General features: G+C 42.0%; 11 protein-coding genes. 3 read left to right on the top strand and 8 right to left on the bottom strand.

The genetic code is table 11. The features are described from left to right. Positions 1–33: 33 nt before the first annotated feature. Positions 34–657, bottom strand: a complete 624-nt coding sequence (locus tag GW828_RS12500) for a TetR/AcrR family transcriptional regulator (protein ID WP_124016650.1) — start codon at positions 655–657, stop codon at positions 34–36. 408 nt (positions 658–1,065) lie between these two features. Here GW828_RS12500 and GW828_RS12495 point away from each other — a divergent pair, with 408 nt between their 5' ends. Both GW828_RS12495 and GW828_RS12490 read left to right on the top strand, forming a co-directional pair. Then, positions 1,066–2,298, top strand: coding sequence for an efflux RND transporter periplasmic adaptor subunit (locus GW828_RS12495; protein ID WP_182723142.1), 1,233 nt, complete (start codon positions 1,066–1,068; stop codon positions 2,296–2,298). A 9-nt stretch (positions 2,299–2,307) separates the two neighbouring features. Beyond that, a complete protein-coding gene (locus tag GW828_RS12490) occupies positions 2,308–5,472 on the top strand; it encodes an efflux RND transporter permease subunit (protein WP_420542432.1) in 3,165 nt (1,054 codons plus the stop codon). Positions 5,473–5,565: 93 nt separating this feature from the next. Here GW828_RS12490 and GW828_RS12485 read toward each other — a convergent pair whose 3' ends face one another. The 3 genes from GW828_RS12485 to GW828_RS12475 form a co-directional block, all read right to left on the bottom strand. Further along, positions 5,566–6,522 carry a carbohydrate kinase family protein gene (locus tag GW828_RS12485; RefSeq protein WP_273059533.1) on the bottom strand — a complete coding sequence of 319 codons (957 nt, stop codon included), beginning with the start codon at positions 6,520–6,522 and terminating at the stop codon, positions 5,566–5,568. Positions 6,523–6,626: 104 nt separating this feature from the next. Beyond that, positions 6,627–9,023 carry a TonB-dependent receptor domain-containing protein gene (locus GW828_RS12480; protein WP_273059531.1) on the bottom strand — a complete coding sequence of 799 codons (2,397 nt, stop codon included), beginning with the start codon at positions 9,021–9,023 and terminating at the stop codon, positions 6,627–6,629. A gap of 269 nt (positions 9,024–9,292) precedes the next feature. Next, complete coding sequence (locus GW828_RS12475) at positions 9,293–10,513, bottom strand: MFS transporter (RefSeq protein WP_124016645.1); 1,221 nt, start codon at positions 10,511–10,513, stop codon at positions 9,293–9,295. Positions 10,514–10,700: 187 nt separating this feature from the next. Between GW828_RS12475 and gtfA the strand changes: the two genes are divergently transcribed. Beyond that, positions 10,701–12,182, top strand: coding sequence for a sucrose phosphorylase (gtfA, locus tag GW828_RS12470; protein WP_273059529.1), 1,482 nt, complete (start codon positions 10,701–10,703; stop codon positions 12,180–12,182). A gap of 87 nt (positions 12,183–12,269) precedes the next feature. On the opposite strand, the gene GW828_RS12465 is transcribed toward gtfA, so the two are convergent. The 4 genes from GW828_RS12465 to GW828_RS12450 all read right to left on the bottom strand — a co-directional run bounded on the left by GW828_RS12465 (position 12,270) and on the right by GW828_RS12450 (position 15,386). Next, the gene (locus GW828_RS12465; protein WP_124016643.1) at positions 12,270–13,301 is read right to left on the bottom strand and encodes a LacI family DNA-binding transcriptional regulator; all 1,032 of its coding nucleotides are present in this window, start codon (positions 13,299–13,301) and stop codon (positions 12,270–12,272) included. 153 nt (positions 13,302–13,454) lie between these two features. After that, positions 13,455–14,015: a C40 family peptidase gene (locus tag GW828_RS12460; RefSeq protein ID WP_273059527.1), complete on the bottom strand. Its 561-nt coding sequence runs from the start codon at positions 14,013–14,015 to the stop codon at positions 13,455–13,457. Between the two features lie 91 nt (positions 14,016–14,106). Next, positions 14,107–14,691, bottom strand: a complete 585-nt coding sequence (locus GW828_RS12455; protein WP_182698189.1) for a TetR/AcrR family transcriptional regulator — start codon at positions 14,689–14,691, stop codon at positions 14,107–14,109. A 143-nt stretch (positions 14,692–14,834) separates the two neighbouring features. Next, positions 14,835–15,386, bottom strand: coding sequence for a BON domain-containing protein (locus GW828_RS12450; RefSeq protein ID WP_182698188.1), 552 nt, complete (start codon positions 15,384–15,386; stop codon positions 14,835–14,837). Positions 15,387–15,561: the final 175 nt, after the last annotated feature.

The raw sequence follows: 15,561 nt of genomic DNA, 5'->3' as shown, positions 1-15,561 counted from the left end.
TTTACGGGTTAATTTTGAGGATGAGTGACTAAGTTACTTAGGATTAATGTACAAGATCAAAATACCATCTACGGCCATGTTGGCAATTTGCAGTAACTCTTCAATGCTTGCCCCTTCAGATGCCTGAATCGACATCCCCTGAAACAAGGTCGTAATCAATTGAGCTAACACTGCAGGCTGACAATCTGCATTTAACTCACCTTGCTGCTTAGCTTGCTCAAATCGAGCGACTAATTGGAGCTTATGCCGTGCTTTGCGCTCTAAAACGGCTTGCTTAATTGATTCGCTCGCTTCACTACAGGACAGGGTGCTATTAATTAATGCGCAACCTTGAGGATGGCTACAGTCAGTAAATTTGGCTGCAGCACCAAGCAATAGGCCGCGAACCACATCAGCAATATGTTGATGTTTAAAAGCTGTATTAAATAATGAATCTGGACGGTTTTCATATAAATCGATAGCTTTTAAAAATAGCTGCTCTTTATTACCAAATGCGGCATACAAGCTAGGCTTCTTGATCCCCATCGCCTCGGTGAGCTCGTTTAAAGAAGTTCCTTCATATCCATGACGCCAGAAAATATTAAGCGCTTGCTCTAATGCCAAGTCGATATCGAACCCACGAGGGCGACCAACACAAGCTGCTTTGGTTATTGTCATAAATAGTACCTCTTATATTAACGGAGCTTTATTTATCAAAAGCTTAACTAACTTTTATGACAAACAACCCGCATACTTTAGCATAATATTAAGCCACATCAGGGTTAATATTATGCAGATTAGTCGCAACTATAACAATTTAACAAGTATTGATTAACGCTATTTCATCGCAACAAATCACCTTACAAATAGTGATGTTACTTTATTTTCCCGCTTATTGAACCTCTTGTCAAAATAATTTAATACCTATCGGTACAAAAGTCATTGACAGGGTTATTTTAATCTATATATTACCGTTCGGTACAGAACGTTTTATACCTATCGGTATAAAACGAACTCGTATACCAATATAACGCACCCTACAGCCTGCTGAAAAAACGTAAATGCTATTGATTAAAGGACCGCACCATGAAGACGTTAAAATCAATTAAAATCACTTTACTAGTTAGCCTAACGGCATTGCTATTAGTGGCATGTGGAGAACAACCTGCACAACAGGCGAATACACCTGCAGCGCCTAAAGTAGACGTAGCTAACGTGCTTTATGAGCGCATTACCGAGTGGGATCAATTTACCGGACGCTTACAAGCTCCTGAAAAAGTGACCTTAGTCCCTAGAGTATCAGGCTATATTGAATCGATTAACTTTAAAGAAGGCGCACTGGTTCAAAAAGGTGATGTGTTATTTACCATCGACTCGAGGGTTTTTACTGCTGAATATGAGCGTCTTAAAGCAGAATTAACCAGTGCAATATCAGCTAATCAACTTGCTGAAAATGATTATGAGCGAGCCAATAAACTGTTTCATCAAAAAGCGGTTTCAGAAGAGCTGATTGATACTCGCCGATCTAACATGCATCAAACTGCAGCAGCGGTTGCGTCAGTTAAAGCTGCATTAACTAGCGCCCAACTTAACGTTGAATATACCCAGGTTACCGCACCTATTACTGGTCGAGTGTCATATGCTAATGAAACGGCAGGCAACTATGTCACTGCGGGTCAAACGCACCTCACCAGTTTAGTCTCTACATCGCATATGTATGCTTATTTCGATATCGATGAGCAAACGTATTTAAAATATGCCGCGTTATCGTTTGAGAACAAACGTCAAAATCCACGTTTAGGTAACAACGCTGTGGTTATGGCTCTGGCAAATGAAACCAGCTTTAATCATCAAGGTGTGATCGACTTTGTCGATAATACCGTTGATCAACAAACTGGTACTATTCGGGTTCGAGCTAACTTTGCCAACCAAGAAAATCAATTATTACCCGGCTTATTTGCCCGTATCAGCATTGCTGGTAGTGAGTCATACGACAGTATTTTAATTGACGACAAAGCCATTTTTACCGACTTAAATAACAAGTTTGTTCTGGTGGTAAATGACAAAAACACCCTTGAATATCGAAGTGTCAGTCTAGGTGAAAAACTTCATGGCTTACGTATTATTACTGCTGGCTTATCACCTAACGACACCATAGTGGTAAACAGTCTGCAGAAAGTGCGCCCTAATGTCACTATTGAGCCAAACCTAACCGACATGGCTGATAGCGAAAAATTAGAAGCATTACATCAAGCACAACGCCTCCTCGATAACCAGCCATTAACAGCACGTGTTGCTGATGACGCAAGTCAGGGTTAAGGAAACTACATAATGTTGTCTCAATTCTTTATTAAAAGACCAATTTTTGCCGCTGTTTTGTCGCTGCTGTTCTTTATTTCAGGCGCACTAGCAGTATGGCAATTACCCATTACCGAATACCCAGAAGTGGTACCACCTACCGTGGTTGTTACGGCAAACTACCCAGGTGCTAACCCTAAAATCATTGCTGAAACGGTTGCATCCCCGCTAGAACAAGAGATTAACGGCGTCGAAAACATGTTGTACATGTCTTCTCAAGCCACGTCTGATGGCCGCATGACGCTCACCATCACCTTTGCAATTGGTACTGATGTTGATTTAGCTCAAACTCAAGTACAAAGTCGTGTTGAGCGAGCAAAACCACGGTTACCAGAAGAAGTACAACGCTTAGGCATAGTCACTGAAAAATCATCACCAAGCTTAACCATGGTGGTGCATTTAACCTCACCCGATGACCGTTATGACATGTTATACCTGTCTAACTATGCGGTATTGAAGGTCAAAGATGAATTAGCCCGTATTACCGGTGTAGGAGCTGTGCGCGTGTTTGGCGCCGGCGATTACAGCATGCGCGTGTGGCTAGACCCTAATAAAGTGGCCGCCTTAAGCTTATCACCGAGTAATATTGTTGCTGCTATTCGTGAGCAAAACCAACAAGCTGCAGCTGGCAGTTTAGGCGCACAACCAAGTGGCGACAGTGATTTCCAATTACTGATTAACGTCAAAGGTCGTTTATCCAATGTTGAAGAGTTCGAAGACATTATTGTTAAAGTGGGCGATCAAGGTCAGATCACTCGTTTAAAAGATGTTGCCCGGGTGGAATTAGGTGCGTCGACTTATGCCCTGCGCTCAATGCTAGATAATAAAGACGCGGCTGCATTACCAGTGTTCCAAGCATCAGGCTCTAACGCAATTCAAATATCTGATGATGTTCGTTCTAAAATGGCAGAACTGTCTAAGTCATTCCCAGAAGGCTTAGCCTACGACATCGTCTACGATCCAACCGTGTTCGTGCGTGGCTCAATTAAAGCTGTGGTACAGACACTGGTCGAAGCATTATTGCTGGTTGTATTAGTAGTAGTACTGTTTTTACAAACCTGGCGCGCATCCATTATTCCATTAGTGGCGGTTCCGGTATCACTTGTGGGTACCTTCGCCTTTATGCACCTAATGGGCTTCTCATTAAATGCCTTATCACTGTTTGGCTTAGTGCTGGCGATTGGTATCGTGGTCGATGATGCAATTGTGGTAGTTGAAAACGTTGAGCGAAATATCTCTGACGGATTATCACCCGTTGCTGCCACGCAAAAGGCAATGAAAGAAGTTACCGGTCCAATTATTGCCACCACATTGGTATTGGCAGCAGTATTCATTCCTACTGCGTTTATGTCAGGCTTAACTGGGCAGTTTTATAAGCAGTTCGCGCTAACCATTACCATATCCACTTTTATTTCGGCAATTAACTCGTTAACCCTTAGCCCTGCTTTATCGGCATTATTGCTTAAAGGTCATCACGAGAAAAAAGATCTGCTGACCCGTGGTATGGATAAACTGCTAGGCGGCTGGTTATTTAAACCGTTTAACCGCATGTTTGCGCGTATGTCTGACGGTTACGGCTGGTTAGTGAAGAAAATCATTCGTTTTGGGGCTGTCATTGGTATTTTGTATATCGGTTTAGTCGGCTTAACTGGTTTACAATTCTCAAGCACTCCAACAGGTTATGTACCAGGGCAAGATAAACAATATCTTATCGCCTTTGCTCAGTTACCTGATGCTGCATCATTAGATCGCACCGAAGCTATCGTGAAAGAAATGTCGCGTATTGCACTAGATCAACCAGGTGTTGCCCATGCTGTCGCCTTTCCAGGTTTAAGCATTAATGGCTTTACCAATAGCACTAACAGCGCCATTTTGTTTACCCCGCTGGATGACTTTGCCGATCGCACAGATCCATCATTATCGGCAGGTGCTATTGCTGCCGCGTTAAATCAAAAATTCGCCTCGATTAACGGCGCATTTATTGCGATTTTCCCGCCACCGCCAGTGCAAGGCTTAGGCACCATTGGTGGCTTTAGATTACAAATTCAAGATCGTGCTAATTACGGTTACGAAGAGTTGTATAAAGTGACCATGCAAGTGATGCAAAAAGCATGGGCAACGCCTGAGTTAGCAGGAGTATTCTCGAGTTATCAAGTCAATGTGCCACAACTTGAAGTGAATATTGATCGCACCAAAGCCAAACAGCAATCGGTGTCGTTAGACGAATTGTTCTCCACCCTGCAGGGATACATGGGTTCGGTTTACGCCAACGACTTCAACCAATTTGGTCGCACTTATCAAGTTAACGTACAAGCAGATGAGCAGTTTAGACAAACCCCTGAACAAATCGCCCAACTAAAAGTACGTAACAACCAAGGTGAAATGGTGCCTATTGGTTCATTTATTAATGTCACCAATTCATCTGGTCCAGACCGAGTCATGCATTACAACGGTTTCACCACTGCTGAGCTCAATGGTGGTGCTGCACCTGGCTTTAGTAGCGGTGAAGCACAAGCTGCCATTGAAAAGATTTTAGCTGAAACCTTACCTAATGGCATGACGTACGAGTGGACTGAACTCACATACCAACAGATCCTGGCAGGTAATGCGGGCGCGTATATTTATCCATTAATTATCTTGTTAGTGTTTATGGTTTTAGCCGCGCAATATGAAAGCCTAAGCTTACCTATAGCCATTATTCTGATTATTCCAATGACGCTATTGTCGGCATTAACAGGGGTACTTATCTACGGTGGAGATAACAATATCTTTACCCAAATTGGGTTAATTGTCCTGGTGGGGCTAGCAACCAAAAATGCGATTCTCATTGTTGAGTTTGCCAAAGAGTTACAAGATGATGGCATGGAACCATTAGAGGCCATACTTGAAGCCGGCCGCTTACGTTTACGACCTATTTTAATGACCTCGATAGCCTTCATTATGGGTGTGGTACCTATGGTGTTTTCTAGCGGACCAGGTTCAGAAATGCGTCAAGCAATGGGTGTTGCGGTATTCTCTGGCATGATTGGGGTAACTATTTTTGGCCTTATTTTAACACCACTGTTTTATTATGCCCTCGCAAAACGTGGCAAAAATAAAACCGCATTAGCTGAATCAAGCATAACCCAAGATTAACCACGCTATTGATTCAATGATAACCAAAAAGAGGTCACCTTAGGGTGACCTCTTTTTATGACTAATAACGCTACTCTACACCCACTTGATCCATTATTGCACTTGTGACCAAACGGGCAACGCAGGAAATGCGCCTTTTTTCGCACACGTTATCGCACCACACTTAATCGCAAACTCAGCAGCCGTTTGAACCTTCACTCGATTAAGCAATTTTTGCACTAAAAGCTCTGGCGCTAAATATCCTTCATCACTGCCAAGTTCATATAAGAACCCCGCAACAAAACTATCTCCGGCGGCTGTAGTATCTGTGGCGACAATTTTAGGCACCGGCAACTCAAAGGAAAATTCAGCGCTGTGACATAAAATGGACTCTGGGCCATTGGTGACCAAAATTAACCTCACCCCTTGTCCAATACAGAATGCTAAATATTCGTCAAATGATGTCCCACGCTCCTGAGCCAAATACAGTGCTTCCTCTTTACTCATTTTAAGCACGTGAGTATAACGAAAGCATTGCTCCACACGGGCTGATAACAACCGAGTGTCTTGCCATAATGACAAGCGTAAATTAACATCAAAACTGACTAATGCTTGTTCCTTATGCGCTTTTTTAGCACCATAAAGACTGGCATTGAAAATAGCCTTTTCAGTAAAGGTATTAGAACAAAGATGAAAAATATCAATTTTTGACCAGTCGATAGCATCAAAATCAGCTTCACGGTATAGCATGTCAGCAGTGTTCTGCCGATTAAAGCTAAACGACCGCTCCCCCTGCGCATCCAAACTAACTAACACTGTGGCAGTAGCAGCATCTGGTATTAATGCTAAACAACTAACATCAACACCTTGTTCTACCAGTGTATTTGTTAACAACTGGCCATGATCGTCAGCACTAATGCCACCAGCAAAAAGACTCTTACCACCTAATTTAGCGTAACCCACAGCGACATTGGCAGGCGCGCCGCCAGGGATAGGCTCGTGAACCAAACCAGAATGGCCCACCGGAAGTAAATCAATTAATACTTCACCAAAACTCAATAATGTACTCATATAAAACGTCCAAAAAAAAGCCCATTTGCATGGGCTTGTTAACAGGGATTTCTAAAAACTAATACAACTAATACTATTACAACTAAGGTTATGACAATAAAAGATTAAAACTCGTACTTAACCGTTGCGCTGGTTGTACGACCGTTAATGGTTCTGGCACGAATGATATTGTTATCGGGTACCGAACCTTCTTCAGCTTCTGTAATACCCACAGTATCAAACAAGTTATTGACGTTAAGCGCGACGGATAACGCATTGGTTAACTGGTAAGATGCAAACGCATTGACTTGAGTATAACCATCAAAACTTAGGTCATTATTATCTTGAGCATAAGACTCAGTGGTACCAATCAAATTGACCCCAACAGAGCCTTTATCAAAGTTATAACGGCCCATTAGCGAGTAAATAAAATCAGCTTGGCGACGAGGTGTGTTGCCAATTACACTTGGATTAAGGGCATCTTTAACAATTTCAGCATCGGTCCAAGTTACGTTACCGCGAAAATCGAAATCACCAACATAATAAGCACCTTCTAACTCAATCCCTTTGGCTTCATATTTACGGTCAAAGAATATTTGGCTAGTGGCTTCAAAGTTTTGCTCTTCTGTTTCAGAGTAAAACGCCGTTGCAAATAGCGACATGCTATCGTAACGATACTTCACACCCACTTCGTACTGGTCTACTTCATCCACAGAGTCTTCGTCAGAAACTGAACCATCGGCATTAACTTTACCAAATAACAAACGGTCAGCATTGGCACGACCACCATGACTGATACGACCAAATGCGGCTAAATCTTCAGATACTTGATAGTTAGCACCTAATGAATATGACAGGTAACCCCAGTCATAATTCACTAACTGTGGGTTAGCATTATCAATTGACGACACACTTAGCTCAGGCTGAGAAATCACCCCATCACGGTTCATATCCACTTGTGATTGCACATTACCCGCATAGTAACCACTGGCATCGCCAGAGTCATAGCGCACGCTACCGTCTAATGATAAATCGCCGAACTTAGATGACGCTGCAATATACGGTGCTTTAATAGTGTAGTCTGAATCATAGTTACGTTGACAACAATTGCCCCAGTAAGGCACGCCATAAGCGTATAAACCATTATCTGAGTACTCAGTGCCATCGGCACCGACCACATCTAAAAGCGCGGCATTATCGCCTTGCACTTCCATCAAATAAGAGTTCCACATCCAAGTCATATTGATATTTTGCGTGGCAGTATAAAAACCAAAAGTGACATTAGAATCATCAAACGTCTTGGTTAATTTCATGTCATTGACGATAGAACCAAAGTCATTCATGGTCACATCAAAACTGTGTACGCGCATAGCTAAATCACTATCAAATGCTTGACCCGCTTTGGCACCATTAGCATAAATCAGTGATGATCCGCTGCCACCAATACTGTCAGCAATACTCGAACTGTTAGCCACTTCGGCAGGCATTAACGACATAAAATTACCGCTAACATCCGAGATGCGGAAACGGTTTTCAACTAACCAGTCATCGCCTAAATCAAATGAAGCTTCTAGTCCAACTGAATTCACAATCGGATTCATACCATCACGCATATCACCACGGCTGATATTGCCGTCAGCATCTAAGCGCAGGGTTGATAACATGTTAGCCGAATGAACCGTATCAGATTGGGCATCAAATCCAGGTATTGAACTGCCATCTGAATACATTGGCATCGGCAAATAACCAATGCTCTTATCATTTAAGTGCTTTACATACAAACGCACATAACCAGAATCAAATTCTTTGGTTAAGTTAGCTTTAATTTGGCCACCCTTGTTCGCGGTGTAACCAGGATCACGCGGACCATCACCGGTACGTACAAAACCACCAATATGAAAACGCATTGAGTCATTAATGCTTGCGCCATATTCAAAATCAGTACGCAAAGTATCGTAATCAAGACCCACAGTAGACGAAATACTGCCTGCATCACTGGTGCCCGTTTTACTAATGACGTTAATAATACCGCCTGGTGCGTTACTGGCAGCTGTTGAGGCTGAACCACCACGGATTGATTCAATAGTTTGTGTTGTAGAATCAATACGTAAGAAAATATCCGCATTACCAAATGCAATATCACCAAACTGTAAAATAGGTAAACCATCTTCTTGAATTTGCAAGAATTTAGCTCCACCAGAGGCAACCGGTAAACCACGTACTGCAATGTTGGCGTTACCTTCACCACCGGTCGATTCAACCTTCATGCCCGGAATAATACGGAACGCTTCGGCTGATGAACGAGGTGAGCTAATTGCTAAATCTTCTGGTGACACACTGCTCACTGACACGCTCGAGTCCATTACACGTGTACCACGTGCGACACCCGTTACCACAATGCGCTCAAGACCAATGGCGTCTTTTTTAGTTTCCACCGTGTCAGTGTCAGCAGCCCACAAGCTTGAACTGACCATCACAGCTAGCGTACTCAATACAAATTTTTTAGATGTGCTTTTTATCATTTTTATGTCCCCACATAGAGTGTATTGATGTTGTCTTATCTCCCCATAACAACATCAGTAATATATTCATCAATCGAACTAAGCCCCAAACTATCTCAATAGCTAATCAAGGCGCTAAACTTAAACCTTTTACTTAATCGATTAAGTTACAAGTTAGCAACTAAATAGTAAATTGCAAGTACAATTTATGTTCAATTATCGTTAACCGGATTAAAAAATCGCCTAAGTAGATGTTTAATAAATTAAATATTTATAATAGTAGTTGTTGATTATTTAGCGTCAGCGGTTAACAAATGCCCTGAGGGGTCACGAAACAGATTGTATGCTGCCAAAAAGCACAACATAAATGCAAAGCCGGTGGCTAAATAAAACCCGTATTTAACATGACCAAATATGTCGCCTACCAGTCCCATTAACAAGGGACCTAATGCAGCAGAAAGTGCAGTAAAGAATAAAATGACCCCAGCAACCGAACCATGTTGATCAACTGGGAAACAGCTGATCCCTTTAGAATTTAATGTCGGATACATCATAGACATAAACAAACCTGATAAAGGCAATAAAATAACCGCAGCCGAAATGCCATACACCATAGCGCCTAAATAACATAAGCTAATTGCCAGACTGAACCAAAACATCACCTGTTGCCAACTGAATTGATTGAGGATCCATCCCCCCAGAAAACGTCCCAATGCCCGCAATGTGAAAAAGATAGTTAACGCATACGTTGCGATTAATGCCAACTCACCTTCATAGTTGAGTAATAACGTCGGCATCCAAACATAAATAGCCACTTCAGTAGCAACATAAAGCCCAATAGCTAAAGAGTAGCCTAATGCATAAGGGTTTTTCATCATGCTAAACGTACTGGCGAGATTAATATTTTGAGTAGATGAGCGCTTAAGTTGCGGGTATTCAGCCTTGTAAGCTAACCAACATAATATTAAACAAAACGCCCCAGCACCAAAATACAGATACTTCCACGACACGCCTGTTATCAATAAATAACTGACAATCGCCGGACCAACCATAGCACCCACACCAAAAAAGCCTTCAACGGTATTCATGGTACTTGAATGTTGTTTTGAGTTAGTTGAAATATCACCAATTAACCCTAGCGCGCCAGTTTTGAATACTCCAATAGCAATACCCACTAGTGCCAACAAACATAGAAAATAATAAAATGACTCACCTAAAGCGAACATAAAACTGGCCAGCGCAAACAACAGTAAGCCAATTAAAATCGTTACTTTCCGGCCTAACTTATCTGCCAGAAAGCCTAAAAACAGCCCACTTAATGCAATAAAAAGCATTGGCATGTAATGAAATGCGCTCGCTTGTGACATCGATAAGTCAAATGTGTTAATCAACTCAGGAATAATCACTCCCACTGCATCAGAGGTCATGGCAAACATAAAAAACATTAAATACGTTAGTATTCTTATCCTAGAGTTACCGCAATTATCTAGCTCTTTCATATGGTTAACCATACTTCTCACCTTATTGTTATATGTTTTCTTTGTGGTCACACTGTCTATTTATGGCGACACATTCGTCTTCTCCCACAGAAAACGAATTCAATATTTAAACAAAGCCCTTGAATAATGTTTCATATTGGTTAAATATACAACTTAATCGATTAAGTTTTTTTAAATACTTACTTTAAGAGTCACCAAAATGAAAAATAATGTTCAGCTGATCACTTACGTAGATCGTATAGCGCACTCAGACTTAAAAGGACTCAAACAGGTTCTCGACACAGAACTTCATAATCTCTTTGGTGGCGTACATCTGTTACCTTTTTACTATCCAATTGACGGCAGCGATGCTGGCTTTGACCCTATAGACCATGCAAAAGTAGATGAACGTCTTGGTGATTGGAATGACGTAAAGCAGATTGGCCAGCAATACGACATCATGGCCGACTTAATCGTTAACCACATGTCAGCGGAGTCTACCGAGTTTCAAGACGTACTTGCCAACGGTAAAAGTTCTGTTTACTGGGATTTATTTTTAACTAAAGAGAGCGTATTTCCAGACGGGTTGAGCGCAGAAAACCAAGCTAAAATTTATCGTCCACGTCCAGGGAGTTGCTTCACTACCTATAAACTTGCCGACGGGACAGAAGCCGAGTTTTGGACGACTTTTACCTCAAACCAAATTGATATTAATGTGCATACCGCTGCAGGTCAGGCGCATTTAAACAAGGTGCTAACGCGTTTTCATGAAAGCAAAGTCGATCTTATTCGTCTTGACGCTGCTGGCTATGCGATTAAAAAGCCGGGCACTAGCTGCTTTATGATTGAAGAGTCATTTGAATTTGTCGATGAGTTAGCCAAAAAAGCCAACAGCCTAGGCATGACGACCCTTGCCGAAATTCACTCGCACTACATGACCCAACTCGATATCGCTAAGCGGGTAGACATGGTGTACGACTTTGCGCTGCCACCATTGATCCTTCACAGCCTGTTTAGCCAAGATGTCAGTGCATTAAGCCATTGGCTATCCATTGCACCACGCAACTGTGTCACAGTATTAGACACGCATGACGGTATTGGTATTATCGACGCAGGCCCTGTCGGCAATAAAGCAGGTTTATTAACCGCTGCAGAAATTGATAACCTAGTTAACCGCATCCATAGCAATAGCAAAGGTGAAAGCTTACAAGCAACGGGCGCGGCAGCCAGCAATGTCGATCTATATCAAGTTAATTGCACCTACTACGATGCGCTTGGCCAAAATGACATTGATTATTTAATCGCTCGAAGCGTGCAATTTTTTGCTCCAGGTATTCCGCAGGTGTATTACACAGGTTTATTGGCTGTGCCTAATGCCATGGAATTGCTGAATCAAACTCAGGTAGGTCGTGACATTAACCGCCCTTATCTACAGGTAAGCGACATTCAAACCGCGATGCAAAAACCAGTTGTTAAAACGCTATGTGAGCTGATCACTCTTCGCAATAACGTTGATGCCTTTAATGGTGAGTTCACCATGACAAACCAAGCTAATCAGTTAACACTTTCTTGGGTGCATGGCGACAGTTCAGCCAAGTTAAGCGTGAACTTTGCCACTAAAGAAACCCATATCAACATAGTTGCAGCGCAACAATCGACCCATATTGTGCTGGCCGATTTATTGGCTAAACATAGCAGATAATCTGACGGGTAATTTAAGCTCAAACGTAAATAAGGCGCCTATTAGGCGCCTTATTTGTATCGAAATCGTCCGGTCATCAATATTACATCAACAACTGCCACCACGTGACAATTCATAACCTAACACTTCAGCATGATGGGCATCAGCAATAAACATTTCAGCGGCTTTACGGCCTTTTTGTTCTGAATACTGGAACACAGTCGTCAGCGGCGGGATCGCCCGAGTACCTTCGTCAATACCATCAAAACCCACCACTCGAACATCTTGTGGAATGCGTAAACCTTGTTGGATTGCCTCGCGCATTAAACTCAAGGCAATTAAGTCACTCATGCACAAAAATACATTCGGACGCGGTACACAATTAAGCGCCTCTTTGGCAGCTATGGTCGCAAAGTCGGCATTACTTTCAGGGATATTCCATATGCGGTCATCACCAAGCTTAACCCCAGTATCACCAATGGCATCCAAATAACCTTGCAAACGCTGATGCGCTACAGACGTGTCAATTTCCATAGAATGAATATCATACACGCGGCAGGTTAAATGGGTATCAAGCAAGCGTAATCCAAGAATTGCGACCTGATCTTGCTCAGATTGAATCGCCAACTTGGCCACTTCATAGGCACCGGCTTTATTATCGATACTCACCGAAGCACTACGGTGAATATTAAAGTCGACCGTTACCACTTTTTTACGGATTTTTTTCAATTGCTCAGCTAATAAACGGTTACGGGGGCGACCATAACAAATAAAGCCATCGACAAAATCATTGACGCCATTCACATTGTCAGAGCTACCAGAAAACAACAGTAAATTAATTTTATGTTGCTCGAAAACGGCCGCAACACCTTTCATAAATTTACTGGCCACAGGATCTGACACCATGTATTCAATACTGTCCGACAACACCAATGCGACCGTATCAAATTTACCACGCCTTAAAGATTGCGCGGCTTTATTAGGTCCAAAATATCCTAGCTCGTTGCAGGCAGCGAGAATGTCTGTGCGGCGTTTTTCCGACAACTGATCTGGACGATTAAACGCATTAGATACCGTCGCATTCGACACACCTAATTCTTTGGCAATACTTTTTAATGTCCAATGCTTGGAGTCTGGCATAACGGGTCCGTTTACGTCGTGGTTTTAGCCTAAACAGCTATTTATAACATGAATATATCGATGCTAAGCGGTGAAAACAACCCAAGCAATACTTCAGATGCAGGCCTAGGATTGAAGCAAATAAACGGCACCAGCTGTTAAACTGCTGCCAAATTATAAATGGTCTTGCTGTTGAGCATGTTCGACCAGACTGGCTATCGACATGTTTTGTTCAAACGTTGGATTGTCTATGCGTTTTGCAAACCAGAAACGAGGCTTCCAATAGATATTATTCAAACTCGAAATTTTTACCCCTTTTTTAGTCGAGGCATGTAAAAAACGATCATTGCCCATGTAAATACCGACATGATGAACCGTCCGAGTGGTTTTAAAAAAAACTAAATCGCCGGTTTGTAACTGGCTGCGCGGCACGTCTTTACCCAAAGTCCCTTGTGAATTCACTGTGCGAGGTAGTTTGTCGCCGACAATGTTCAGGTAGGCCAAATACACAAACCCTGAACAATCTACGCCATTTCGGCTCAGGCCACCTAAACGATATGGCGTACCTTTCCATTGATTATGAAAACTTAACAGGCTTGACTCGCTCCACTTGGGCGCTGCTTGCTTAAGCATGGGTGGAACTACCACAGGCTTAGGTGCGATAACCACTTGCGGACTAGACGCACATGCCGACAGCAGTAAAACCAAACAACTAAGTAATAATCTTTTAGCCAATTAACCCTACTCCAAACACCGAAAAAACCGCTCTATATAGCAATATTGTTTTCACAATACACGCTCAAAATCACTGCTGCAGCACTTGAATCTATCGAGTCATCATCTGCATACACTGCACTAAAGCTCGCTTAGCAGCCATTTTATCGACTTTAATTTGGCAGCGTAGCATAGTTCCTTGCCAGTTCGCCCAAAAAACACTCGCTAGTGTTAATGCTGGCAAGTCTGTACGGATATGGCCTTGCAGCTGCCCCTGCTCGATAAGCGCACTCAATAAGCCCAACCATTGATCATAAAGGTGGTTTAAGGTTTGATGCAATAAAGGCGCTTTGCTACTGACTTCAACCATTAAGTTACCCATTAAACAGCCACGAGGCTCACTGCCACTAAACAGCTCATCAATGAGTTGATGATACCCATTAAGCATTGTTGATAAATTAGTTTTAAAATTTACGCTTGAATCGATAGCAATAGGTTGAATACGTAATTGAAAATAATGTTCGGCAACGGCTGCCGCAAACGCCTCTTTACTGGCAAAGTAATGGTAAAAAGACCCTTTAGGAATACCGACCTCGTCGAGAATTAATTTAATGCCCACGCCACTATAACCGTGTAACGCAAAAAGCTTTTCGCCTACGGCGCATATTGATTGTCTACTTGCTGCACTTTTGTTCATTGAGCCTCCATTTCAATGACAGGATAAACAAGAATAGACCAGTCGGCTAACTTTAGTTGCTAATAATCAAAATATAGTGACTTATTGCCTATTTTAGGCATAAAAAAACCAGCCCAAAGGCTGGTTTAAAGATTATCAATAGATTACTGAGTGACACGTAACTTATTAACAACATCTTTTACGTCATCAGTATTTTTGGCAATCATTAAAGCTAAATCACGTTCAGCATCACTCGATACCGAACCTTTTAATGTTACCACGCTATTTTTTACCTCAACGTCAATATCGGTACCAGATACGTCGGCTGAGAATAATAGTCGCGTTTTGACTACGGTAGCGACTTTTGAATCGGTGAGGGTTTTAGCGAGATCATTAGTGTCTTTATCGCTATCAGGCTTCATTACCGACAATTCATTATTGACGTCTTTAACGCCATCTAAGCTTTTCACTAATTCTCCGGCAAGTGCCTTATCAACACTACTGTTAACTTTACCTGTTAGGGTCACATTGCCATCATGTACGTCAGTATTAATATCGAATGAATTCAAATTAGTATTTAACAAAAGTGTGGTTTCAGCTTTACCATCGATCCACGCATCTTTTGCATCATCTTGCCAATCTTGTGCTGCACTTGCACCGAATGCCATTGAACCTAACATGATGCTCATTACTACAGATAATGTGGTCTTTTTCATAAAGATTTCCTCCGTTGTTAATATCAAGGATTATAATGCGCGAATCATGCCAACAATTATAACCACATGTAAAATAACAACTAATTAAATTTTTTCATTGCTATGATGACTTTTAATAGTAATGTTATCGGACTTTTTTACCGATACTAGGTAAATTTTTCCTCATGGCAATCAA

Source organism: Shewanella vesiculosa, assembly GCF_009994065.1.
Classification (GTDB): domain Bacteria; phylum Pseudomonadota; class Gammaproteobacteria; order Enterobacterales; family Shewanellaceae; genus Shewanella; species Shewanella vesiculosa.
Note: the sequence above shows the minus strand (reverse complement) of the source record. Positions and strands in the feature narration are given on the sequence as shown.